29 protein-coding genes and 1 pseudogene are annotated in these 20854 nt (G+C 64.4%); 16 read left to right on the forward strand and 14 right to left on the reverse strand.

The features are described from left to right. The first annotated feature begins 54 nt into the window (after positions 1 to 54). Positions 55 to 1406, forward strand: a protein-coding gene (locus NFE57_RS11230) for an IS3 family transposase (protein WP_382280445.1) whose coding sequence is annotated in 2 segments (ribosomal slippage) — positions 55 to 391 and positions 391 to 1406 — 1353 coding nt in all. Because the reading frame shifts where the segments join, the coding sequence is not laid out codon by codon here. Here the strand turns inward: NFE57_RS11230 and NFE57_RS11235 are convergent. From NFE57_RS11235 to NFE57_RS11260, 6 genes are all read right to left on the reverse strand, one after another. Beyond that, on the reverse strand, positions 1351 to 1983 hold the full coding sequence (locus tag NFE57_RS11235) for a hypothetical protein (RefSeq protein WP_252135672.1): 633 nt from the start codon (positions 1981 to 1983) through the stop codon (positions 1351 to 1353). The two genes, NFE57_RS11230 and NFE57_RS11235, sit on opposite strands and share 56 nt — an antisense overlap. Further along, positions 1887 to 2492, reverse strand: coding sequence for a cysteine hydrolase family protein (locus tag NFE57_RS11240; protein ID WP_252135673.1), 606 nt, complete (start codon positions 2490 to 2492; stop codon positions 1887 to 1889). The genes NFE57_RS11235 and NFE57_RS11240 overlap by 97 nt, the downstream gene beginning before the upstream one ends. Next, positions 2467 to 2709, reverse strand: coding sequence for a cysteine hydrolase family protein (locus NFE57_RS11245; protein ID WP_252135674.1), 243 nt, complete (start codon positions 2707 to 2709; stop codon positions 2467 to 2469). Before NFE57_RS11245 ends, NFE57_RS11240 begins: the two co-directional genes overlap by 26 nt. Positions 2710 to 2818: 109 nt before the next feature. Beyond that, positions 2819 to 3127 carry a YciE/YciF ferroxidase family protein gene (locus NFE57_RS11250; RefSeq protein ID WP_252135675.1) on the reverse strand — a complete coding sequence of 103 codons (309 nt, stop codon included), beginning with the start codon at positions 3125 to 3127 and terminating at the stop codon, positions 2819 to 2821. Positions 3128 to 3224: 97 nt separating this feature from the next. Continuing rightward, positions 3225 to 3680 (reverse strand): DUF1810 domain-containing protein, encoded by a 456-nt coding sequence (locus NFE57_RS11255; protein ID WP_252135676.1) that lies wholly within the window; start codon positions 3678 to 3680, stop codon positions 3225 to 3227. Beyond that, positions 3677 to 4285, reverse strand: a complete 609-nt coding sequence (locus tag NFE57_RS11260; RefSeq protein WP_252135677.1) for an SOS response-associated peptidase — start codon at positions 4283 to 4285, stop codon at positions 3677 to 3679. Before NFE57_RS11260 ends, NFE57_RS11255 begins: the two co-directional genes overlap by 4 nt. A 146-nt stretch (positions 4286 to 4431) precedes the next feature. Here NFE57_RS11260 and NFE57_RS11265 point away from each other — a divergent pair, with 146 nt between their 5' ends. From NFE57_RS11265 to NFE57_RS11275, 3 genes are read left to right on the forward strand one after another with little or no spacing between them, the layout of a single operon-like run. Further along, entirely contained in the window at positions 4432 to 4857 is a 426-nt protein-coding gene (locus tag NFE57_RS11265; protein ID WP_252135678.1) for an SOS response-associated peptidase family protein, read from the forward strand. A 14-nt stretch (positions 4858 to 4871) separates the two neighbouring features. Further along, positions 4872 to 5291: a thermonuclease family protein gene (locus NFE57_RS11270; RefSeq protein ID WP_252135679.1), complete on the forward strand. Its 420-nt coding sequence runs from the start codon at positions 4872 to 4874 to the stop codon at positions 5289 to 5291. Continuing rightward, on the forward strand, positions 5288 to 5854 hold the full coding sequence (locus NFE57_RS11275) for an alpha-ketoglutarate-dependent dioxygenase AlkB (protein WP_252135680.1): 567 nt from the start codon (positions 5288 to 5290) through the stop codon (positions 5852 to 5854). The genes NFE57_RS11270 and NFE57_RS11275 overlap by 4 nt, the downstream gene beginning before the upstream one ends. Positions 5855 to 5860: 6 nt before the next feature. On the opposite strand, the gene NFE57_RS11280 is transcribed toward NFE57_RS11275, so the two are convergent. Next, positions 5861 to 6232 carry a PRC-barrel domain-containing protein gene (locus NFE57_RS11280; protein ID WP_252135681.1) on the reverse strand — a complete coding sequence of 124 codons (372 nt, stop codon included), beginning with the start codon at positions 6230 to 6232 and terminating at the stop codon, positions 5861 to 5863. A 190-nt stretch (positions 6233 to 6422) separates the two neighbouring features. Between NFE57_RS11280 and NFE57_RS11285 the strand changes: the two genes are divergently transcribed. Beyond that, entirely contained in the window at positions 6423 to 6689 is a 267-nt protein-coding gene (locus tag NFE57_RS11285; protein WP_252135682.1) for a DUF2171 domain-containing protein, read from the forward strand. Between the two features lie 3 nt (positions 6690 to 6692). Here the strand turns inward: NFE57_RS11285 and NFE57_RS11290 are convergent, their stop codons facing one another. Then, positions 6693 to 7271 carry a hypothetical protein gene (locus NFE57_RS11290; RefSeq protein ID WP_252135683.1) on the reverse strand — a complete coding sequence of 193 codons (579 nt, stop codon included), beginning with the start codon at positions 7269 to 7271 and terminating at the stop codon, positions 6693 to 6695. 193 nt (positions 7272 to 7464) lie between these two features. Here NFE57_RS11290 and NFE57_RS11295 point away from each other — a divergent pair, with 193 nt between their 5' ends. Then, entirely contained in the window at positions 7465 to 8568 is a 1104-nt protein-coding gene (locus NFE57_RS11295) for a sensor histidine kinase (protein WP_252135684.1), read from the forward strand. A 30-nt stretch (positions 8569 to 8598) separates the two neighbouring features. Here NFE57_RS11295 and xth read toward each other — a convergent pair whose 3' ends face one another. Both xth and ligD read right to left on the reverse strand, forming a co-directional pair. Further along, positions 8599 to 9426, reverse strand: a complete 828-nt coding sequence (xth, locus tag NFE57_RS11300; RefSeq protein ID WP_252135685.1) for an exodeoxyribonuclease III — start codon at positions 9424 to 9426, stop codon at positions 8599 to 8601. Beyond that, positions 9423 to 11333 (reverse strand): DNA ligase D, encoded by a 1911-nt coding sequence (gene ligD / locus NFE57_RS11305; protein ID WP_252135686.1) that lies wholly within the window; start codon positions 11331 to 11333, stop codon positions 9423 to 9425. The genes xth and ligD overlap by 4 nt, the downstream gene beginning before the upstream one ends. Positions 11334 to 11438: 105 nt before the next feature. Between ligD and NFE57_RS11310 the strand changes: the two genes are divergently transcribed. The 6 genes and pseudogenes from NFE57_RS11310 (at position 11439) to NFE57_RS11335 (ending at position 14958) form a co-directional block, all read left to right on the forward strand. Then, positions 11439 to 11615 carry a DUF3606 domain-containing protein gene (locus NFE57_RS11310; RefSeq protein ID WP_252135687.1) on the forward strand — a complete coding sequence of 59 codons (177 nt, stop codon included), beginning with the start codon at positions 11439 to 11441 and terminating at the stop codon, positions 11613 to 11615. Positions 11616 to 12078: 463 nt separating this feature from the next. Further along, complete coding sequence (locus NFE57_RS11315; protein WP_252135688.1) at positions 12079 to 12228, forward strand: SOS response-associated peptidase family protein; 150 nt, start codon at positions 12079 to 12081, stop codon at positions 12226 to 12228. Between the two features lie 396 nt (positions 12229 to 12624). Further along, entirely contained in the window at positions 12625 to 13608 is a 984-nt protein-coding gene (locus NFE57_RS11320; protein ID WP_252135689.1) for an ArdC family protein, read from the forward strand. Further along, positions 13605 to 14005 (forward strand): annotated as a pseudogene (locus NFE57_RS11325) (DUF2958 domain-containing protein). The gene NFE57_RS11320 and the pseudogene NFE57_RS11325 overlap by 4 nt, the downstream one beginning before the upstream one ends. 189 nt (positions 14006 to 14194) lie before the next feature. Then, a complete protein-coding gene (locus tag NFE57_RS11330) occupies positions 14195 to 14644 on the forward strand; it encodes a hypothetical protein (protein ID WP_252135690.1) in 450 nt (149 codons plus the stop codon). After that, positions 14641 to 14958, forward strand: coding sequence for a hypothetical protein (locus tag NFE57_RS11335; RefSeq protein WP_252135691.1), 318 nt, complete (start codon positions 14641 to 14643; stop codon positions 14956 to 14958). Before NFE57_RS11330 ends, NFE57_RS11335 begins: the two co-directional genes overlap by 4 nt. Before the next feature lie 67 nt (positions 14959 to 15025). Here the strand turns inward: NFE57_RS11335 and NFE57_RS11340 are convergent, their stop codons facing one another. The 4 genes from NFE57_RS11340 to NFE57_RS11355 all read right to left on the reverse strand — a co-directional run bounded on the left by NFE57_RS11340 (position 15026) and on the right by NFE57_RS11355 (position 16118). Beyond that, entirely contained in the window at positions 15026 to 15337 is a 312-nt protein-coding gene (locus tag NFE57_RS11340) for a type II toxin-antitoxin system RelE/ParE family toxin (RefSeq protein WP_252135732.1), read from the reverse strand. 2 nt (positions 15338 to 15339) lie between these two features. Continuing rightward, the gene (locus NFE57_RS11345; RefSeq protein WP_252135692.1) at positions 15340 to 15585 is read right to left on the reverse strand and encodes a ribbon-helix-helix domain-containing protein; all 246 of its coding nucleotides are present in this window, start codon (positions 15583 to 15585) and stop codon (positions 15340 to 15342) included. Between the two features lie 93 nt (positions 15586 to 15678). Beyond that, entirely contained in the window at positions 15679 to 15924 is a 246-nt protein-coding gene (locus NFE57_RS11350) for a hypothetical protein (protein WP_252135693.1), read from the reverse strand. A 5-nt stretch (positions 15925 to 15929) separates the two neighbouring features. Then, positions 15930 to 16118: a DUF6771 family protein gene (locus NFE57_RS11355; RefSeq protein WP_252135694.1), complete on the reverse strand. Its 189-nt coding sequence runs from the start codon at positions 16116 to 16118 to the stop codon at positions 15930 to 15932. Positions 16119 to 16309: 191 nt separating this feature from the next. Between NFE57_RS11355 and NFE57_RS11360 the strand changes: the two genes are divergently transcribed. The 4 genes from NFE57_RS11360 (at position 16310) to NFE57_RS11375 (ending at position 20570) form a co-directional block, all read left to right on the forward strand. Continuing rightward, positions 16310 to 18451: a ParB/RepB/Spo0J family partition protein gene (locus tag NFE57_RS11360; protein ID WP_252135695.1), complete on the forward strand. Its 2142-nt coding sequence runs from the start codon at positions 16310 to 16312 to the stop codon at positions 18449 to 18451. A gap of 61 nt (positions 18452 to 18512) precedes the next feature. Beyond that, entirely contained in the window at positions 18513 to 18707 is a 195-nt protein-coding gene (locus NFE57_RS11365; protein ID WP_252135696.1) for a hypothetical protein, read from the forward strand. 299 nt (positions 18708 to 19006) lie between these two features. Then, on the forward strand, positions 19007 to 19483 hold the full coding sequence (locus tag NFE57_RS11370; RefSeq protein ID WP_252135697.1) for a UCP036055 family protein: 477 nt from the start codon (positions 19007 to 19009) through the stop codon (positions 19481 to 19483). 325 nt (positions 19484 to 19808) lie between these two features. After that, positions 19809 to 20570, forward strand: a complete 762-nt coding sequence (locus NFE57_RS11375) for a DUF7007 domain-containing protein (protein WP_252135698.1) — start codon at positions 19809 to 19811, stop codon at positions 20568 to 20570. Positions 20571 to 20854 lie beyond the last annotated feature (284 nt).

Below are 20854 nucleotides of genomic sequence, written 5' to 3' on the forward strand. Positions count from 1 at the left end.
TTAAGGAGGATCTGGGCTTCGTCGTAGTGACGAAGGAACGAAGATGAAGCCCAGATCCTCCAATGTAAAATCGCCCGCCAAGGCCCAGCAGAGCGGGTAGTGAAGGACATCCGCCGACAGACCCGGCGCCACTTTTCGGCCGAGGACAAGATCCGCATCGTGCTGGATGGCCTGCGCGGGGAAGACAGCATCGCCGAGCTATGCCGCAAGGAAGGCATTGCTCAGAGCCTGTATTACACCTGGTCGAAGGAGTTCATGGAGGCTGGCAAGCGCCGCCTGGCCGGCGACACCGCCCGTGCCGCGACCACCGGAGAGGTCCAGGACCTGCGCCGCGAAGCCCGGGCCCTGAAGGAATGCGTGGCCGATCTGACACTGGAAAACCGTCTGCTCAAAAAAAGCATGGTCGCGGATGGGGGCAACGACGAATGAGGTATCCCGCATCCGAGAAGCTCGAGATCATCAGAACCGTCGAGCAGTCGCACCTGTCGGCCAAGCGCACGCTGGACCAACTCGGCATCCCTCGTCGGACATTCTACCGCTGGTATGATCGCTACCTCGAAGGCGGGCCGGAGGCGTTGGAAGATCGGCCATCGGCGCCGAGCCGGGTGTGGAACCGCATCCCGGCGGGCATCCACGACCAGATCATCGAGCTGGCGCTGGAACAGTCTGAGCTGAGCCCCCGGGAACTGGCCGTGCGCTTCACCGATGGGCAGCGCTACTTCGTGTCGGAATCCACGGTTTACCGCCTGTTGAAGGCCCACGACCTGATCACCAGCCCGGCCTATGTCGTGATCAAGGCTGCCGATCAGTTCCACACGAAAACCACGCGGCCGAACGAGATGTGGCAGACCGACTTCACCTACTTCAAGATCATCGGGTGGGGCTGGATGTATCTGTCGACCGTGCTCGACGACTTCTCGCGCTACATCATCGCCTGGAAGCTGTGCACCAACATGCGAGCCGAGGACGTCACCGACACGCTGGACCTCGCCCTGGCGGCTTCTGGTTGCGACAGCGCCACGGTGCTGCACAAACCCCGGCTACTCAGCGATAATGGCCCCAGCTACATCGCGGGTGAGCTGGCGGAATACATCGAGGCCCGGAAGATGAGCCATGTCCGCGGCGCCCCGTGTCATCCCCAAACCCAGGGCAAGATCGAGCGCTGGCACCAGACCCTGAAAAACCGCATCTTGCTGGAAAACTACTTCTTGCCCGGCGACCTCGAAGCCCACATCGAGGCCTTCGTCGAGCACTACAATCACCAGCGATACCACGAAAGCCTGGCCAACGTGACGCCTGCCGACGCCTACTTCGGCAGGGCTCCGGCAATCATCAAACTGCGCGAAAGGATCAAGCAACAGACCATCGAACATCGGCGCTTGCAGCACCGCAAGTTCGCCGCCTAACATCAACCCCCTGACGAGGTCCGCACTCCGCTAATCTACGCCGCGAGTTGTGCCGAATGTTCTGACGACGGACAGTCTCGAGACCAACCAGCCGGACATCACCGTCATAAACCACGATATCGCCCACAGTACCGAGGAACAGGGGCGGGTTAATCTGGCCGTCCAGCTTCGCCTCGAACGATTGACCGGCCTCGACCGGACCGTAGCTGAAGCGAAAGAAGCCATCGCGCGATTCTTCCTGCGTTGCGGCCGGGATCAGGCTATTGATGGTCACGTCGCGCCATAGCGACGTTGATATAGCAAGCGTCAAATCCTTGATTGGCCGCTTCGGCGTCGCGCGGATGACGGTTTCAAAGACCAGGCCGTTGCGCAGCGTCACGGGGGTCGTGACTTCGAGACGGGCCGCGTCGGATTCGGCAACCTGGGTTGGGCTCGCACGGCCGCCGAACAGTCCGACGAAACCGAGGATCAGAAATACCGTCAGAATGACCAGGGGGGCGACGCGCGCGCGGCGGCGATAACCGCTGCGTGGGCACGCATCGTCTTCGGATATCCCATCCGAGCACGGGGTTGCCATGCCATCTTAACGGCCCGCATTTGTCGTCGTTCCACAGGCTCAATCAACGTTCGTCCGAATTCGTATCGAACGACAGCGATTGTCCAAAGCGCGTCGCTTGATTGGGCTCGCGCGGCAGCATCGAACCCACGGCACGTCCACTCTACATCACTGTTGTGGCGACAACTCGGTGCCGCGATGGTTTTGCGTGATCTGGCATCGCTCTTCATGATCGCGATCGCGCCGGCAGCTTGATCCTGATCGATGCCGACGACCGCATTTTCGGGCACCCAGAGCGCATAATCACGCATATGCGCATCCGCCGTAAACAGAATGCAGATTTCGGTCGCGATCCCGGTGAGAATCAGCTTTCGAACCCCCAGTTTCGGAAGAAGTACGCTAAGATTGGTTGAATAAAATCCCGAGAATTGCGGCTTGATGATGAAGAAATCGCTGTCTCGGGGCTCGATCAGTCCGCCCGCGAGGCTCGGTCGCGCATGTCGATCAACCGCGACTTCTCCGAATGCCACAGGCCGAATTATCGTTCACGTAGATGGTCGGCACATCGCAAGAATCGGCCTGGTTACGCAGGTCAACGAGCGTCTGCGCGACACGCGTCGCGGCGCGACGTGCTTCACGACCTCCTTTGAAATCAAACGGATTGATCATGTCGAGGACGATAAGGGCGGTGCGATCGCCGGGCTGATCCGTGTCGGGCGTTGGTGTTTTGCCGTGCCTGTCACTCATCGCAGCACCCCATATCGTCAAAGCCCACCGCGGTGGCGATGCTGAACAAACACGGGCACGACGGAAAGATGAGCGGCGCACCCGGGGTAACGCCGCTCGCATCCTTCCGTCACGCTGCGACTTCAGCTTTTTCATTGGCCCTGGTTTCCGCCAGTTGGGTCGGCTTGTCATCGGTCGCCTTTTCCTCTTGGAGCGTTTCAGCGAGCACCGAGGCACAGTCATCGTGGTCGAGTTGCTTGGCCCAGGCAATCAGCGTGCCGTAGCGCGTGATTTCGTAATGCTCGACCGCCTGTGCGGCCGCAATCAGTGCCGCGTCGAGCACCGCCTTGTCAGCGACTTCACCGGCAATCTCATTGGCTTCCTTGATGATGCCATCGATCGCGGAGCAATCGACCTGTTTGGGTTTTTCGCCGTGCATCAGCGCGTGGCCGATCGGAAAGGGCGTATTCCGCGGGCATCGGTCAACAACATCGACTCATTTGTTCCTATTATGCTCCATTGAGTCTTCGTTCCCGTCAAGCGGATTGACCGTCGGCAGCGGAAACGGACGGGGCAAGTCCCAGAAGCCGTAGCGTCATCTCGTCGCGGATTCCGCCGAACCAGCGGTCGAGCGCTGCCGCGACGAGCGAATCGCGCCGCGCCGACTCGAAGAGGGTGAGCGAGGATCGCAGCTTCATCGCGTCGACTTCGCCGAACACGGCGACCGGATCGCTGATCGTCAAATCCTGCAAGGCGGCGACGCATTCGCGGTAGCGGGCCCCAAGCACGGGATGATCGAGATAGGCGCGCGCTTCCTCGATCGACTGGATCGCGAAGTGCCGCGCCGTCGAACTGCGGCCGAGGCCGGCAAGCTGCGGGAAGACGAACCACATCCAATGCGTGCGCTTGGCGCCGCGGCGGATCTCGGCGAGCGCGGTCGCATAGACGAGCGTCTGCGCCTCCACGAAGCGGTCGAGCGATTCCGCGGTCACCGCAACGCACCTTGCGGCGGATAGACCTGGGTCGCGGTGAGGCTGCCCTTGGGAAGCACGCGCAACACGTCAGCGGCAGGCACGTCGGGGTCGAGCCAATCGGCCCACTGATCGCGCATCAACGGAATGACCTGGCGCTTGTGGTAAGGCGCAATATCCTCACCGGGTTCGGTGGTCAGCATCGTGAAGGCTTCGCCGACGTCCGCGTGCGCACGCCAGATGCCGGCGATGCAGAACCAGCCGTGATCCTTCAGCGTGAACAGCCACTTGGTCTTGCGCTTTTCGCCGGGCTGCGGGTCGGTGAACTCGTAAAGACCATCAGCGAGGATCAAACAGCGCCCCGATGGAAACTCGCGGCCTTCCGACCGAAAATTATAGACCGGCCGCCCATTCTGGCCCGGCCAGCTCCACCGCCGGTTGACCAACTCGCCGGCGCCACGCGCGCCCTCGACGCTGCGCACGATCGGCGCCACGTCGGTTATGTTGATATCTTCGCGCGCCGGCACGTTCGGCGTGCCCTCGGGCATGCTGATCTTGATCTTGAGGTCGTCGAAATCCTCGACGATCGAGGCGATGTCCACCTCCAGACGATAATCGTTGCACACGCGCCTATCCGCCTTCCTTGCGATTCATCTTCGTTCCTATTATGTTCTCAATTATGGACTCGCCAACCCCCTTCGATTCGGACGCGCCGCTCGGCACTCGCCGCGCCATCATCCGGCGAAACCCGGACGATGCCAGCGAAATCGAGATGGTCGAGGCGACCTGGGGTTCCAATCCGCGGTTCAGCGACGGCATTTCCTACCGGTTCGTGCGCTCGGAAGGGCAAGCGTTTCCGACGAACCGCTGCCTGATCCCGGCCTCGGAATTCCAGCTCAGCGTCGGCGACAAGCGCTACCGGGTCACGCTCGACGGCGGCAATCACTTCTACCTCGCGGGTGTATGGGAGCCCGCGATCGGCGACTGGCCGCTGAGCTACCGGGTCGTCACCGTGGCAGCGAACCCCGAGGTCGCGCAGCATCAGGAACGCCACGGTGCGATCATCCATCGCCGGCAGGTCATGCAGTGGCTCGACCGCACCGTGCCCGCGATCGATCTCCTCGACACGTCGCCGGCGCGCACCTTCATCGTCGAGGAAATCGTCGATGCGCCGCGGCAGAGCGCGCTCGCGCTCTGACATCGGAGCGCATGGTGGGATTTTCCGTTCCGATATCGCGCGCGATCGTCGTCGGTCTCGCGCTTTGCTTGTGGGCGTCGCCCGCCTTCGCCGATCCCTGCGAAGGATCGCTGCCCGCCAAGGGAACGACGTTCAGCGGTGTCGTGCGCTATGTCGGCGACGGCGACGGCCTATGCGTCGGACCGGCAGGGCGTCCCGATCGCTGGATCGAGGTCCGGCTCGGCGATTTCTATGCACCCGAGCTTCACGAGCGCGGCGGGGTCGAAGCCAAGCGCCGCCTCGGGCAGCTCGTAATGGGCCAGCGGCTCGTCTGCCGCGCCGGTCGCCGCAGCTACGATCGCGTCATCGGCTATTGCACGCTCGGCGGTCGTCCGCTCGGGGAGCTGCTGCGCCGCAAGGGGGGACGCGAGGGCGGACGGGGATGGAAGCGATGAACGCGATGTCCGACCTGTTCGGCGCTGCGGTTCTGCCCGGTTTGCGGTCGGCTGACGCGGTCGTCACGCCCGACGAGGAATGCGCGCTGATCGCGCATATCGACCAAGCAAGCCTCAGCCCCTTCAAATTCCGGCAATGGACGGGCAAGCGGCTGACCCGGTCGTTCGGCTGGACCTATGATTTCGCGACGGGTGCCTTCGCGCCGACCGACCCGATCCCGGAATGGCTGTTGCCGCTGAGCGCCCGCGCCGAGGAGTTCGCCGGGCTACGCCATGGCGAAATCGTGCAGGCGCTGGTCATCCGTTACGATCCCGGCGCCGGCATCGGCTGGCACAAGGACCGCCCGGTATTCGAGCATGTCGTCGGCATCTCGCTCGGCGCGCCCGCGGCGCTGCGCCTTCGCCGCCGCTCGGGCGGCAGGTTCGAGCGTACGAGCGCGCCGCTGACGCCGCGCGGCATGTATCATCTCAGCGGCGAGGCCAGGCACGAGTGGGAGCACAGCATCGCCGCGATGGACGCGGCGCGCTGGTCGATCACCTTTCGCAGCCTGGCTCGCCGCTAGGTTCGACTAGAACGGATAGTTCACCCCGTAATAGCCATAGACCTCGCGACCGTAATCTCGGTCGAAGGTCGGCTCGGCGTCGGCGCCGTAGCGCGGCGCCTTTTCGAGAACCTCCTTGTCGAGATCGACGACATAGCCGCCCTGCTCGGTATCATAGGTCAGCACGTCCCAAGGCAGCGGATAATAGTCGCTGCCGAGGCCGAACAGGCCGCCGAACTGGAGGACGGCATATTCGACGCGGCCTTCGCGCTTATCGACCATGAAATTGTAGATCGAGCCGAGCTTCTCACGGTCGCGGTTATAGACGTTCGTGCCTTCGACCTTGTTCGAGGCGATCAGGCGGTTGGTTTCGTCCGTGGCGATATCGGTGTCGGCCATGACACATCTCCTTTTACGCGAACCCCTCTCTCCTTCAGCTACGCGCCGCACGCGTGATCTTTCCATCGGTCAGCCAAGTGCCCGGCGAAATTCGCCCAGGCGCCGGACTCGCATGACGAGCTGAGCGGCAGCCTTCCTTCACACTCGCGCGTTGCTCGGTGGGGACACGCGACAGGCAGGAGATTTCGACATGGCCGACCTCACGGAAATCAAGGAGCATATGGAGATCATCGGCGCCGATGGCGTCCACATCGGCACGGTCGACAAGGTCGAGGGCGACCGGATCAAGATGACCAAGGCCGACAGCGGATCGCACCAGGACCATCACCACTATATTTCAGGCGGGCTCGTCGCCGACGTCGAAGGCAACCAGGTGCGGCTGTCGGCCAATGGCGATGCCGCGGTGCTGCTCGAAGAGGAGAAGGGCGGCGAGGCGCTCGCCGATAAGCGCGAATAAGCTTCAGTCCGCACGCCACGCGCGCATCGCGCGGTCATATTTCTCGCGCGCCGCCGCGACCCGGCGCTCGACGCTATCGTGCTCGCGTGCCTGATCGCGTTCGAGCGCGCGGCGCTCGCGATCGAGTTCGGCCTGTTTGCGGCCAAGCGCGGAACGCTCACGCTCGTGCCGCTTTTCGATCTCTGCCAGTTCGGCCTCGATCCGCGTTAGCGACTGCCGATCTGGGCGCGGCTTGGGTTTCGGCGGCGGCTTTCGGATTGCCGGCTTCGCCTTTCGCGACTGAGGGGCGCTCGTTTCGGTCGAGCGACCTTTCGACTTCTTGCGCGAGCGCGCCTTGTCCTTCGGCAACGCCGCCATATGCTCGGCCACCGTGCCGCGCAGGCGCCTGATCACCTTGCCCGGATCGGCGAGCGGCTCGCGCATCAGCTCGGGATCATCGATACGCTCGGCAGCACCGCTCGCGAACAGATTGGTGTCGCTGCCCCAAGCCTCGAGTGCGGCCTTCTGGCTCGGCGCCGCCACATAGGCGTCGTGAAAGCCGATCGGCGTGCGGAACACTTTCAGTTTTTGCGTGCGCGCCACGAATGTCCCCTGGATTCCGCGTCAGGCCCACGTTGTCCCGATGCAGTGAACCAAACATGCGACGCGCCAGTCCGGTGATCGATCCCAAATTGACAAAATCGCTTGCTGAATGAAGAGTTGCCAGCGGCTCCGAGCGGACTTCGACCAACCCGCACGATCGGTCATTCCGGGGTGGGCATGATTGGAGGCTAGCATGGACCACGTCGCGCCCGACCAGGACTATGAGCCGTTGCTCGGTCAACTCAATCGCTGGTCCACAAGCACGGATGCCGCAGCCGCGCCGACAATGCGCGAGCGCGTCATGGCGTTCGACTGGTCGACGACACCGCTCGGGCCGAGATCGACCTGGCCCAGCGAGCTTCGCATCAGCGTCCGGCAGATGCTCGACTCGGGTTTTCCCAAGGCGATCGCATGGGGCGAGGAACTGACCACCATCTACAATGATGCCTTTCGAACGATCCTCGGCGGAAAGCCCGAAGCACTGGGGCGCTCGTTCCGCGACGTGTGGGCCGAAGCCTGGGACGAGGTCGGTCCGATCGCCGAGCGCGCGCTGGCCGGGACGTCGACCTATATCGAGGACTTTCCGCTCACTATCGACCGCACGGGTCAAACCGAACAGGCGTGGTTTACCTTCTGCTACAGTCCCTTGCGCCTCGCTGACGGCTCTGTTGGCGGCATGCTCGACACGGTGGTCGAAACGACGGGCAAGATTCGCGCGCAGGCCGACCTTGCCGTGATCAATCACGAGCTCGGTCATCGGCTCAAGAACACGCTCGCCCTCGTTCAGGCGATCGCGTCGCAGACGCTCGGCGATGCGACGGAGCCGGACGCGTTCGAAGCCTTTGCGGATCGCCTGAGCACACTCGGGCATGCCCATGACATCCTGCTCCGCCGAGAATGGGTCAGCGCTCCGCTGACCGACGTAATCCTGGCATCACTCGAACCGCACGATGCCGGCGGCCGCATCCTGACACGTGGTCCCGATCGGCAGATCGGATCGCGCACCGCCATTGTCCTCTCGCTGATGCTCCACGAGCTTGCGACCAATGCGATCAAATATGGCGCGCTGTCCGCGGCCGAAGGTCAAGTGCATCTTACCTGGTCGATCGACGACGAGCGGTTTCGGCTGCAATGGGAGGAAAAGGGCGGCCCGAAGCCGGAGCCGTGCACGCATCGGGGGTTCGGCTCGCGTCTTCTCGGCCTCGGCCTCGGCGGCAAAAGTCAGGTCGAGCAACATTTTACTGACGGCGGGCTTGTGTTCGAAATGACGGCTCCGATCGGAGAACTCGCCACTTGAGGATAGGCGGGCGAACGCTTCTTGGCGCTGTCACCCTTCCGAACCGCCAAAGTCCGCCGACAGCTTTTGCCGGGTTTTTCGGGCCTTGTCCCTGAGTTCGATCCAGACCGGCGTATGATCGCTGGTCTTTTCCCACCCGCGCGGGCGCGTATCGACCTCCGCGGCGACTAGCCTTGCGGTTGCGGCCGGATTGAGCAGAAAATGGTCGATCCTGAGCCCCGCGTTTCGCTCGAAGGCGCCGCGCCAATATTTCCAGAAGGTGTAGATGGTGTCGTGCGGGTGGAGATGCCGGATGGCATCGGTCCAACCCTGGTCAAGCAGGCGCTGGTAGGCCGCCTTCACCTCGGGCGCGAACAGCGCATCGTCGCGCCAGCGCTCGGGAGCATAGACGTCCATGTCAGTCGGCATGACGTTGAAATCTCCCGCCACGATCACCGGCGCGTCCAGCCCGATCATCGAGGCGAGATGGTCGCGCAACCGATCGAACCATCTCAGCTTGAAGTCGAACTTGGGTCCGGGTCGCGGATTGCCGTTGGGAAGGTAGAGTCCGGCGATCAGTACGCCGTTCACTGCTGCCTCGATATACCGGCTCTGCACATCGTCCGGGTCGCCTGGCAGGCCGCGCCGCGTCTCGTGAATCTCACCAATGCGGCTGAGGATCGCGACGCCGTTCCAGCGGCTCTGCCCATGCCAGATCGCCTTGTACCCTGCGTCCCTGATCGCCGATTCGGGGAAATTCTCCTGCGGCGCCTTCAACTCCTGAAGGCAGACGATGTCGGGCTCGGCCAAATCCAGCCAGCGCAGCAGCACAGGCAGCCGGCCATTGACGCCGTTCACATTGTAGGTGGCGATCTTCACAGGTCCGGGAGTTCCTGATCGGCGCGGCCCCAGCCCGACAGCGCCTTCGATGCGGCCCGCTTCAACAGCTCCTTCGCGTCGCCGACATGGAAATGGGACGGCTTGGAAATCGTCTCCATTTCCTTCCAGGTGATCGGCGCCGCCACCGGCGCTTGCTCGCGCGCCCGCGCGCTGTAGGGCATCACCGCGGTCGCGCCGCGCTGGTTGCGCAGATAGTCGACGAAGATGCGGCCCTTGCGTTGAACCTTGGGCAGCGCAGCCGTAAAATGCTCAGGGTCCGATTGCGCGACGGCTTGCGCGAGACGGTGCGCGAAATCCTTGACCTCCGGCCATTCGGCGCGTGGCGTGAGCGGCGCGATCACGTGAACACCCTTGCCGCCCGTCAGCATCGGGAAGGTCTCGAGGCCAATCGACTTCAGGATGTCGCGGAACTGGAACGCGGCGGTGCGGACATTCTCGAAATCGAGACCGACATCGGGGTCAAGATCGAACACCAGCCGGTCGGCCTTCTCGACATCCTCGATCCGCGCGCCCCAGCCATGAAACTCGATCGTGCCCATCTGGACGCAGGTCATCAGCCCGTCGGGCGTGTCGATATAGAGATAGGGCTCCTCGTGCCCGTCCTTCTCGCGGATGCCGACATGATGAACTGTGTCGCCGAAACTGCCGGCGTCGTGCTTCTGGAAGAAGCACTTTTTTGCACGGCCCTGTGGACAGCGCACAAGGCTGATCGGTCGCGAGCCGGCCCAGGGAAGCATGATCGGCGCGACCGCCTCGTAATAGTCGGCGAGTGCGCCCTTCGTGATGTTGCTCTCGGGATAGATGACGCGGTCACGATTGCTGATCTTGACGGCGGACGCCGCCGGCGCGGTCGCCTGGGCGATTGGCTCCTCGGTCTCCAGCACGACCGCCTCGGGCTTCTTGTCTTCGCGGAGGCCAAGATAGCTCGGATGACGAAGCGTGCCCTCGTTGGTCATTTCAGTGTAAGCGATCTCCGCGACCAGCCTGGGTTTGAGCCAATGCGCGCCGCGGACCTCGGCACGCGGCGCCTTCACGGTCGGCGCCTTCTGCTCGAGCGGCTTCATGATCTCCATCAAGCGGAACAGCTCTTTGGTATCGAATCCGGTGCCGACCTTGCCGGCATAGCGAAGCTCGCCTCCGTCGTGGACGCCGAGGATCAGCGAACGGAACGAGCGGGATTTGTCCGACGGCGTCCAGCCGACGACCACGAATTCTTGGCGCTTGATGCACTTGGTCTTGAGCCAGCCGCCCGAGCGCGAGCCGACATATTTGCCGGTTGCAAGCTTGGAAATCACGCCTTCGAGACCGGCCGCGCAGAACTGGTTGAACAGCTTCTCGCCGATGCCGACGATATGGTCGGAATAGCGCAGCCGATCGCTCTTCTTCGGCAGAATCAGGGCGAGCTTCTTCTTGCGTTCGATCAGCGGCAAGCCGGTCAGATCCTCGCCGTCGAGTTCGAGCAGGTCGAACGCGAAATAGTCGATCTGGTCGGGCGCGCCCTTGAGCGCGCCTTGCAGCGCCTGGAAGCTCGTCCGGCCATTGGTATCGAGCACGACCGCTTCGCCGTCGATCAGCGCCGAGCGCACCTTCAGCTTGGAGGCTTCGTTGAGGATGCCGGTGAAGCGATCCGACCAGTCGAGGCCGGAGCGCGTATAAGCGCGCGCTTCGCCGCCACCGACCGCGAGAAGCGTCCTGTAGCCGTCATATTTCATTTCATGGAGCCAGCGATCGCCGCCGGGGACGGCATCGACCAGCTTCGCGAGTTGGACCGGCCGGAAAGGAGGCGGGCCGGTGATCGTGGCGGCTGCGCCGCCCGATCGGACCGCCCGCGATCGGGATGTGCCGGCTCGGCTCGGGGCCAGTGTGGAGGAGGTGGATCGCGCCATCCCCAATAGACTCGATTCAGCCACCGATCGTTCCGCCTCGACGACAATGCGGCAACGCTTCGGAATCACGAGCGTTGGTCGGGCATCGGAGAAATGGAGGCCGACATGGCAGATGACAAGACGAAACGCGCGCCCCAGGACAGCTCGCGCATCGCGATGGGCGAGGATTATGAGGTCGACTATTGGACCAACAAATTCGGCGTCAGCCGCGAGACATTGCAGCAGGCGGTGAACGCGGTCGGCAACAGCGCCGCTGCCGTCGAGCAGCATCTGAAGCGATAGCAGATCCGCTTTCGCCTGCCGATCCTGATAGCCTCGCGACGTATGCAATCTCTACACCGTGAGGAAGAGTGCCGCCGAGGTCGCGGCACATTTCGGGGTCGCGAACCCGGTTACGTCCAATGCGCCCGAGGAAGTCTGTCCGGGAACGCCTGGCATGGTCGTGCGCGAGGAAGCCGGGATCATACAGTCGATGGCCCGGGGATTTCGCTGCGCCTCAAGGGCATGAAGCCCGAGTCCAAGCCCAAGCCCGTCAATAACATCGCCGATATGCGTAAAGGCATGTGGAGCGGCCTCGCACGCAAGCCGCAATGGCGCTGCCTGATCCCCGTCACTGCCTTTGCTGAAGCCGAAGGCGCGAAAGGGCCAAAGACGCGGACGTAGTTCAATGTGAAGGATCAGCCGATCTTCGCCTGGCCGGCTCTGGCGGGTCAGCGATGAGTGGGGGCCGGTCTATTCCGGCGTGATGACCGACTGCAACGAGGCCATCCGCCCGGTCCATGATCGCATGCCTGTGCTGCTGATGCCGGATGAATATGAGCGATGGCTGCACGGTAGCTTCACCACGCGCTTGGCTTTCAGGAGCGATGCTTTCCAGACGAGTATATCGAAATGACGCGCACCATCGAACCGTGGAACCAGCCGCGACCGGCTGGACTGACGTCCACCCCGTAAGCGGCGTCAGCCCGGCATAGCGATCCCGGGGGTCCAGACCCCGCGCAATCCGATCGTGAGCGAAGCGAAGCGACCGGCTGCACGATGCTGGATGACATAGCTGCGCTTCTCCCGCTGCCGTCGGGCAGGCTGAACGAAAGGCGTTACCCGATACGGTGGCCAGCAATCGGCAGGGGAATGCCTTCCCCTGACGACCAGCCCAAGGTCTGGCCGTACCCCTTCGAGCAGGACTGCCGGCCCGAGGGCGCCCCGCGAGAGCGAGAGGATGGCCGGCTGGCCGTGACGGGTTGAGCGCGGAGAGAGAGGCTCGCCGCGGCCCGTCGCGAAAGGCAGCACAATGGGACATGCACGCGCCAACCGCCCGGCCGGCGACCGGGCGAACCTCTACCAGCAGATCACCGACCGGATCATCGCCGAACTCGAAGCCGGACGTGTTCCGTGGGTCCAGCCCTGGGGCACCGCCAGGGCCACCATCGGTCTTCCGCACAATGCCGTCAGCGACCGGCGCTATGGCGGGATCAACATCCTCACGCTCTGGGATGCGATGGTGTCGCGCGGCTATGCGAGCCACGCCTTCCTGACCTTCCGGCAGGCGATCGCGCTCGGCGGCTCGGTCCGCAAGGGCGAGCGCGGCATCGGCGTGATCTACACCCGGCGCTTCATCCCGCGCGAGGAACGCCGCCGCGCCGATCTCGAAGGCCGCGAACCGAGCGGCGGCATCCCGTTCCTCAAATGGTTCACCGTCTTCTCGGTCGAGCAATGCGACGGGCTGCCAGCGCATATCTGCGAACCGCCGCCACCAATCCCCGACGGCCTGATCCTCCCGCAAGCCGACGCGCTCATCAAGGCGACCAAAGCCGACTTCCGCATCGGCGGCCCCTCGGCCTTCTATTCGCCGACGCACGACTACGTGCAGGTGCCACGTCCCGACGACTTCCACGATCCGGTGAACTGGCACCGCACGGCATTCCACGAACTCGGTCATTGGGTCGGCGGCGCCTCGCGGCTCAACCGCGATCAGACCGGTGCGTTCGGCTCGATCTCCTACGGGAAGGAGGAGCTGGTAGCCGAAATGGCCGGCGCGTTCGTCTGCGCGGCGCTCGGCATCAGCCCCACCGTGCGGCACGCGGACTATCTCGGCTCCTGGCTGGAGATCATCCGCGAGGACAATCGCGCGATCCTGCGCGCGGCGAGCGCCGCATCGAAGGCGGCCGACTATCTGCTCGCCTTCCGTTCGCAGGCCGGCATCACCGCCAATGACGACGACCCCGACCCTAACCCCGACGGCGCCATGGCTCTCGAAGGGAGGATCGCGGCATGATCCTCGTCTCTCCCGAAATCCGCGAGGCGCTGCGCGCCAACGATCGCGCCCGCCAAGCGGCACAGGCGACAGGCCAGCGTGAACCCGACCCCGTTCCCGTCGTCCGTTTCTTCAACCCCATCGGCTACGCCACCTGGCTCGCCACCGAGATCGATGAGGACGGGATCATGTTCGGGCTTGCCGACCTCGGGTTCGGCTCGCCGAGCTGGGCAGCTTTGCGCTCGAGGAGATGGAGTCGATCCGGCTTCCGTTCGGGCTCGGCATCGAGCGCGATATCCTGTTCAGGGGCGCCTTCCCCTTGTCGGTCTATGCCGAAGCCGCGCGCCGCGTCGGCTCGCTCGTCCTCGCCGAGCGTCGCCTCCGCAAGGCAGCCGCCACCTTGAAGGGAGGCTGGTGATGCGCTTCTGCACCGACGCCGATATCGCGCTGATCGGCCGTCTTGCCGACGCCGGGAAGCGCGCGGTCAAGGTCGTGCGCGTTGATGTGCCGCAGACCTGCGCGGCGGGCTTCTCGCATCGCCTGCTGATCCTTCCGTGCTCAGCGACCAAGCGGCATGACCCCGGCTGGATGCCGGCGTGGGCGCGGTATGACGGGCCGCTCTGGCAGACGTGGCGCACGGTCGATCCCGAGCGGCGGCTGGCGCGTCGGCTTCCTCTCAGCGCGCTACGGCTTCCGCACCGCCGACAGCCCGATCGAGGACTATGATGCGCGGCTGACCCCCGATCTCGCCGAGCGGATGATCGCCGGCGGCATGACGACGCGGTGGCCCCGGCCGCCCTCGCCGAACAAGCCCGACAATTACGGCTCGCATCCCGGCTGCGAGATCGCATCGCTCGCGTATCACGGGACACGGCCCTTCACTCATGTCGCGCTGGTTGGCGGCGGGCTCTACCTGAAGGTAATGCGCGCCTTCCTCGACGGCTTTCGCGAGATGCGCTGCGTCACCCCCGACGCCGAGATCACCGAGATTAACGCCGGGATCGGCGTGATGCGGCAGCGCCTGCGCGCGTGGCTCGAACAGGGGCCGGGGCAGTGACCGGCCCCTTCCCGTCCGGCCATAATGGCGGACCGCCGCTCGTCGATGACGAGGGGCCGCCGGTACCGCGTTACTGCAAATATTGCCGCCATTGGTCGCCGCCGTCCGATGGGGAGGTCCAGGCGTATGAATCGTTCCGGCTCGGCCTGTCGCGTCGTCGGGCGAAGCGGCCGAGCGGCACGTGCGGTTGCGTGCTGTTGCAGCCGGGCAAGCCGATCGCCTTCGCGGCCACGGTCGACACGTTCGGCTGCCTCAATTTCTCCGCCAAGCCGCCGTCGCCGGTTCAGCGCGGGCGCAGTTTCGTCAGTCTATGAAGGCGATCGCGTCGTCTGGCAGGGGCATGAAGAGGATGTGCCCGAGGAATATCGATGAAGCCTGCAATCAGGCCCCGTCGTCCTCGCGGAAGCGATCGAGCTGGTGCATGCGTTCATGCAAGATCGTGACGATGCCGATCCTTCCGTCACCCATCTGTCGCCAATAGATATAATGGTGCTGGTAGCGACAATAATAGCCGCTGACCCCGAACGCAGCCGAGATCGCGCGCGAGACGATGTCGCGGCGCGCGATCCGCCCGAAACAGGCGAACAGCCCGCGGATATAGGTTTCGGCCTGATCCTGTGCCCAGGTATCGCGGGTATGGAATATCTCGTCGAGCCGCTGGCTGGCGGCCGGGGAAACCCGGAATGCCGCCATAGTCAAGGCCGGCTGTTACGCGCGATCACACCATCGGCGTCGAGCGTCGCATAGCTTGCCTCGGGCTCGGCAAACGCCTGGGTCAGCTCCGCCTTCAGCCGCTCGAACGTCGCCGCCTCGCTACGCTCCCTGTCGCGACGGATCAGGTCGCGGACATATTCGCTGACATTCTCGTAGGCGCCATCGTCGCCGACATGCGCCGCGACGAAATCGCTCAGCACCCCGCTGATCCGGACATTCAACGTCATCGGCTTGTTCACGGCTCATCACCTTTCTGTCCTTATATTATGGAATATTGTGGACAAGACAAGGTTGGGCCGGTGTTCGGCGCCGGTGTAGGCCTAGGCGGCGCTCCCCGCCTTGTCGATCAGCTTCTGGACAGCGCCGATCGGCGTGTCGTCGATCGGGCGGACCGTCACGCCGCAGCCGGGACAGTCGACGGTTCGCTCAAGGCGCAGCGTGCGATAGCGGACGCTGAATTCGCGACCGCATCGCGGGCATTGCGCCTGTGCGAGGATATCGTCGAGATCGTCGCCCATACCGGCCTGATAGCAGATCACGCCGCACCTGACGATGCGGCTCGACAACCGCGCTACAGCGGCAACCTGAGTTGGTTGACGTCAGGCACGGCCTCACGTTGCAGCTCCTCGATAATCGTCGCCGCCAGCGTTTCCGCCGCACGCTCGCGCAGCCGCGCATCGGGCATCGTCAGCCCGACCCGCGCCCATCCCGGGGCGGCGAGCAAGATGGCGGAGAGTTCCTTTTGTTCGATTCGTTCCATATCCCCTTTGAGAACAAAGATCGAACATCATGGCAAGCCGGTTCGTGTGGGAAAGCCGCTTCTTTGCGACGAACCGCACCGCGTCGCGCGGGCCGCCGGGGGCCGCCCGCCAGAGGAAAAGGAAGGCCGGGGCTTCATGACGGGCTTGGAGCCGGGAGAGAGTCTCGCGGTGGCCTGTCTGGAGAACACCAATGGCCAAAGCGCCCCAGAAGATCGTCCTCAGCGGTTCGAGGGACATTCCCTTCGACCGGCTGATCCTGTCCCAATCCAACGTCCGGCGGGTGAAGGCCGGCGTCTCGATCGGCGAGCTGGCGGACGACATCGTCCGCCGCACGCTGCTTCAGAGCCTGAACGTCCGGCCCATCCTCGATGACGAAGGTCAGGAAACCGACCGATTCGAGGTACCCGCGGGCGGGCGACGGTTCCGCGCGCTCGAACTGCTGGTGAAGCAGAAGCGGCTCGCCAAGAACGCGCCGATCCCCTGCGTGGTCAAAGCCGCCAACGACGATGTCTCGGCCGAGGAAGACAGCTTCGCCGAGAACACCTTCCGCGAGCAGCTTCACCCGCTCGATCAGTTCCGCGCCATGCAGGCGATGATCGACAAGAACGAAGACGTCGAGTCGATCGCGGCGCATTTCCTCGTCACCCCGGCGGTGGTCAACCAGCGGCTGCGGCTGGCCAAGGTATCGCCGAAACTCCTCGACATCTATGCCGACGACGGCATGACGCTCGAGCAGCTCATGGCGTTCTCGGTCTCGGACGACCACAAGCGCCAGGAGCAAGTGTGGGAATTGCTCGCCCACAGCTACAACAAGTCGGCGCAGTTCATCCGTGACAAGCTGACCGAGGACGCCGTCCGCGTCGCCGACAAGCGCGTCCGCTTCGTCGGTATCGAGGCCTATCTCGCCGCCGGCGGCCGCGAGGCGATGCGCGATCTGTTTCAGCCCGACGATGGCGGCTGGCTCACCGATCCGGCGTTGCTCGACCGCCTCGTCACCGAGAAGCTCCAGGCCAAAGGCGAGACAATCGGCGCGGAAGGATGGAAATGGGTGGCGACCGCCGTCGATATGCCCTGGGGCGTCACCAACGGCATGCGCGAACTCGAAGGCGTCGAGACTCCGATGACGCCGGAAGAACGGGATACCCTGGAACGGCTCCAGGGCGAGGCTGATGCGCTCGAAGGCGAATGGATGGACGCCGCCGAAATTCCCGAAGAGGTTCATGCACGGCTTGTCGCGCTAGACGAAGAAATCGGTGCGCTGGTCGATCGACCGATGACCTTCGCCCGGGAAGATATGGCCCGTGCCGGCGTGGTCGTCTCGATCGACGCCGACGGCTCGCTGTGCATCGACCGCGGCTATGTGCGCCCCGAGGACGAGCCGGTCGCTCAAGCCGACGAGGAACAGGACGTCGACGCCGCGCCCGGCCAGCGTGCCGAACCGGACGACCAGGACGCTGGCTCGGCGACCACGGTCGTTCCGCTCGGCAAGTCGTCCGATGAAGAGGATGACGCCGACGAGGAAGTCGTCAAGCCGCTCAGCGATCGGCTGGTGGCGGAACTGACGGCGTGGCGGACGCTCGCGCTTCAGGACGTCTTCGCCCAGAGTCCTACGACTGCGTTCGCCGCCGTGCTGCACGCCTTCGTGCTCGCGAGCTTCTACTTCGCGTCGAGCGAATCGTGCCTTCAGATCTCGCTCAACAAACCGTCTTTCGGCTTCTCCCCGACGGGCCTGCGCGACAGCGCCCCGGCGAAGGCGATCGCCGAGCGGCACAAGCGCTGGGCCGATCGCCTGCCCGATTCCGAAAAGGAATTGTGGGACGCGCTGCTCCAGCTCGATGCCGCCGAGCAGGCCGCGCTGTTCGCGCATTGCGCCTCGCTCACGGTCAACGCGCAGCAGGAGGTTGTCGGCAAATACGGCACGGGTCGCGTCTCGAAGCACATGATCGAGCGTCGCATCGCGCATAGCGACATCCTCGCGCGGGCGGTCGGGCTCGATCTGGTCGGCGCGGGCTGGCGGCCGACGGTCGCGGGCTATTTCTCCTCGATCACCAAGCCGCGCATCCTCGCGGACGTGGCCGAGGCGAAGGGCGCGCGGTTCGCCGAGATGATCGACCATCTCAAGAAAGGCGACATGGCACGCGAGGCCGAGCGCCTACTCGAAGACGCGGGCTGGCTTCCCGAGCCGATGCGGATGCCGGACATTGCCGATGCCTTCTCGGCCGCGGACGCGGTCGAGGAGGAGGAAGCGGCCCCGCTCCCGGCGTTCCTCGACGACGACGCCACCCCTGAGGTTGGCAACGACGACGGCGAGCCGATCGCCACCGCGGCCTGATGTCCAGACGGGGCGGCTTCGGTCGCCCCGTCCTTCCTATTCCCTCATCAGGAGATTGATCGTGAATCCTTCCCAAATTCTGTTCGCCACGGCCGACGAGCTGGCGCCGCTGCTCCTTGCCGCCCTTCAGCGCCTCGGCGAACTCGGTCGCGACGGCGCCGTCGCGCTGGCCCGGATCGTCGACGATGGCGATGCCGATTTCGACGAAGCGGCCGAATGGATCGCGACGATCGCCGATGGCGGCCTGCGAGAATGACGCGACGCCGCCACCGGCATCTATGAAGCCGAGGTCCGCCGGACCATCACAGCGATCGCGCAAGCTGATCTTCCCGCCGGATCCGATGCGTCGAGCGTCACCGACGAGGATATTCGGGCCGCCTGCCTGCAAACGGTCGAGGCGACCGACCTCGCCGTGCAGCACGGAGCCATCGCCGCTGTGGCGGCACGGGCTGCCATCGCGATCGCGCGACACCGCAACGCCTGAACCTTTCTCCTCATCCATCCCGCGAAAGCCCGGCCGTCGTGCCGGGCTTTCGCGTTTCAAGGACTTGAAACATGCTTGCTCAAGACATCTACGATACCGCGCCACTAGGCAGCGTGATCCGTTATTCTAATGGCGAACCGCGTCCGCCAGAGCGCTTCACCCGCAAGCTCAAGGCGTGGAACAACGACAATGGCATCGGCCGCCTCGTGGAACGCACCGCCGAAGAGGTCCGTCCGACATACCTATCCCCTGCGGGCTTCTGTCTCCATCTGGGCAATTATGGCAGCCAGGGCATCATCGCGATCGTCGTGCGCCGCCATTATTCGGTCGAGAGCGCGCTTCATTTCGAGATCGCCGAGACGCCGAAGGCCGGCATGGTCCGTGTGCTCACCAGCCACGCCGGGCGCGACGAGCTACGTTTCCTCGCGCCCGACATGACCTCGGCGCAAGACTGGCTTGATCGCAACCGCTACGCCGATGCCCGGTTCGAGGTCGTGAACGATCCCGACCCGGTCGTGTTGCCCTCTCGTCTGGGGAGGGCGGCGTGACGGTCCGGCGCCATTTCGTGCATGTCTATACGACCATCCGGATCAAGGTCGCGGTTGATGCCGAAGATCATCGCGCCGCGATGCAGGCAGCCGATGCGGTCGTGTTCGCCGACAGACATGCCGTAGAGTTGAGTCCCGTCCATACGGCGGTCATCGACGCCGATTATGCCGAGGAGGTCACCGAATATCTGGTCGATGAGGCCGATGACCCGGACTTCGCTCGCTCACGTAACTATGGTCCCGATTTCATGCCCGCCCGTGTCTCCAGCGACAGGAGGGCGGCATGGGCGCGGTTCTTGTCCATTATGGCAGGACCGCCGGGAACTTGCTCGCGGCCCGGGTCGGCGACTTGGGCTATATCGCCATACCGGCGGGGGACGGGCTTCGCCTCGCGTCGGGCTGGCGCCTCTCCAAACCAATCGGCGAATGGACTGCAGCCGATGTTTTCGGCAGCGAAGGAACGGTCGCCGACGAGGCCGGCTTCCGCGCGCATGTTGAGGCCGTCGCGGTCCATCTTGCCCAGCGCGCCGCGTTCGGACGTCGGGAGAAGCGGATGCCGATCTCGACGCCCTGGGGCATGTCGCAGGGCGCGACGATCTATGCGGAGGGCGTCATCTTCCACTCGACCGCTTCGCACGGCGGGTTCAAGCTCGACCGGGCCCGCAATGCCGCTCTGCATCCTGCGCTTCGGATCAAGGGCGGGTGGTATGAAGAGGATTGCGACTGGGCGCGTGTCGCCGCGGGCTATCCCGACCTGTTTACCGACCGGGAGAAGGCGCAGGCCGATCGCACTTTACGCGACTGGGAACCGGACGCCTGGGAGGCTGTCCATGGTCGCCCCCTGACTGCGCAGGAATCACTCGCCCGCGATCGACAGGGCTTCAAGCGCGAGCATGCCGACGACTGGGTGGTGATCGCGGCTGCAAGATCCGACCGCCATCCCGGCTTCGTCGAGACGGTCGCGACCCTGGGAGGCCGCCGCGATCACGGCGAGCGACGACAATTTCTCGTTGCGAAGGATGAATATGTCATCGGCCGACACGGCTTCGTGATCGATCTCGAACGCCATTCGCGGCTCGCCGCCTGACCTCAGCCCGTTCCGCACGTCGGGACGGGCTTTTTCCATGCCCGCCGACCAGAGGCCCTGATCATCCGGATCTCACGCCCGCACTTCGGCAGCACGAGGTCTGGCGCGACTATGCGCATATGTCCGACGACTATGAGATCGTCAGCTACCTCGACTATGCGCGCTTGAAGGCTCTGGGCGTCGAGCAGGATCCAGATATCGGGCCCGGGTGAGAGGGAGAGGGCTGGCCGGAAGGGGTGAGCCCGGCAGGAGCAGAGGGAGAGATCCGCGGGCTGGCCAACCCA

This window comes from Hephaestia sp. MAHUQ-44, assembly GCF_023806085.1.
Lineage (GTDB): Bacteria > Pseudomonadota > Alphaproteobacteria > Sphingomonadales > Sphingomonadaceae > Sphingomonas.

Excerpts from the sequence above, each read along its gene's own strand:
- ligD (WP_252135686.1), bottom strand. The coding sequence starts at position 11,333 with ATGGCGCGATCCACCTCCTCCACACTGGCCCCGAGCCGAGCCGGCACA.
- NFE57_RS11280 (WP_252135681.1), bottom strand. The coding sequence starts at position 6,232 with ATGGCCGACACCGATATCGCCACGGACGAAACCAACCGCCTGATCGCC.
- NFE57_RS11345 (WP_252135692.1), bottom strand. The coding sequence starts at position 15,585 with ATGACGTTGAATGTCCGGATCAGCGGGGTGCTGAGCGATTTCGTCGCG.
- NFE57_RS11310 (WP_252135687.1), top strand. The coding sequence starts at position 11,439 with ATGGCAGATGACAAGACGAAACGCGCGCCCCAGGACAGCTCGCGCATC.
- NFE57_RS11285 (WP_252135682.1), top strand. The coding sequence starts at position 6,423 with ATGGCCGACCTCACGGAAATCAAGGAGCATATGGAGATCATCGGCGCC.
- NFE57_RS11250 (WP_252135675.1), bottom strand. The coding sequence starts at position 3,127 with ATGCACGGCGAAAAACCCAAACAGGTCGATTGCTCCGCGATCGATGGC.
- NFE57_RS11355 (WP_252135694.1), bottom strand. The coding sequence starts at position 16,118 with ATGGAACGAATCGAACAAAAGGAACTCTCCGCCATCTTGCTCGCCGCC.
- NFE57_RS11370 (WP_252135697.1), top strand. The coding sequence starts at position 19,007 with ATGCTTGCTCAAGACATCTACGATACCGCGCCACTAGGCAGCGTGATC.
- NFE57_RS11330 (WP_252135690.1), top strand. The coding sequence starts at position 14,195 with ATGACGGGCCGCTCTGGCAGACGTGGCGCACGGTCGATCCCGAGCGGC.
- NFE57_RS11360 (WP_252135695.1), top strand. The coding sequence starts at position 16,310 with ATGGCCAAAGCGCCCCAGAAGATCGTCCTCAGCGGTTCGAGGGACATT.
- NFE57_RS11340 (WP_252135732.1), bottom strand. The coding sequence starts at position 15,337 with ATGGCGGCATTCCGGGTTTCCCCGGCCGCCAGCCAGCGGCTCGACGAG.
- NFE57_RS11235 (WP_252135672.1), bottom strand. The coding sequence starts at position 1,983 with ATGGCAACCCCGTGCTCGGATGGGATATCCGAAGACGATGCGTGCCCA.
- NFE57_RS11295 (WP_252135684.1), top strand. The coding sequence starts at position 7,465 with ATGGACCACGTCGCGCCCGACCAGGACTATGAGCCGTTGCTCGGTCAA.
- NFE57_RS11315 (WP_252135688.1), top strand. The coding sequence starts at position 12,079 with ATGACCGACTGCAACGAGGCCATCCGCCCGGTCCATGATCGCATGCCT.
- NFE57_RS11275 (WP_252135680.1), top strand. The coding sequence starts at position 5,288 with ATGAACGCGATGTCCGACCTGTTCGGCGCTGCGGTTCTGCCCGGTTTG.
- NFE57_RS11245 (WP_252135674.1), bottom strand. The coding sequence starts at position 2,709 with ATGAGTGACAGGCACGGCAAAACACCAACGCCCGACACGGATCAGCCC.
- NFE57_RS11320 (WP_252135689.1), top strand. The coding sequence starts at position 12,625 with ATGGGACATGCACGCGCCAACCGCCCGGCCGGCGACCGGGCGAACCTC.
- NFE57_RS11265 (WP_252135678.1), top strand. The coding sequence starts at position 4,432 with ATGGTCGAGGCGACCTGGGGTTCCAATCCGCGGTTCAGCGACGGCATT.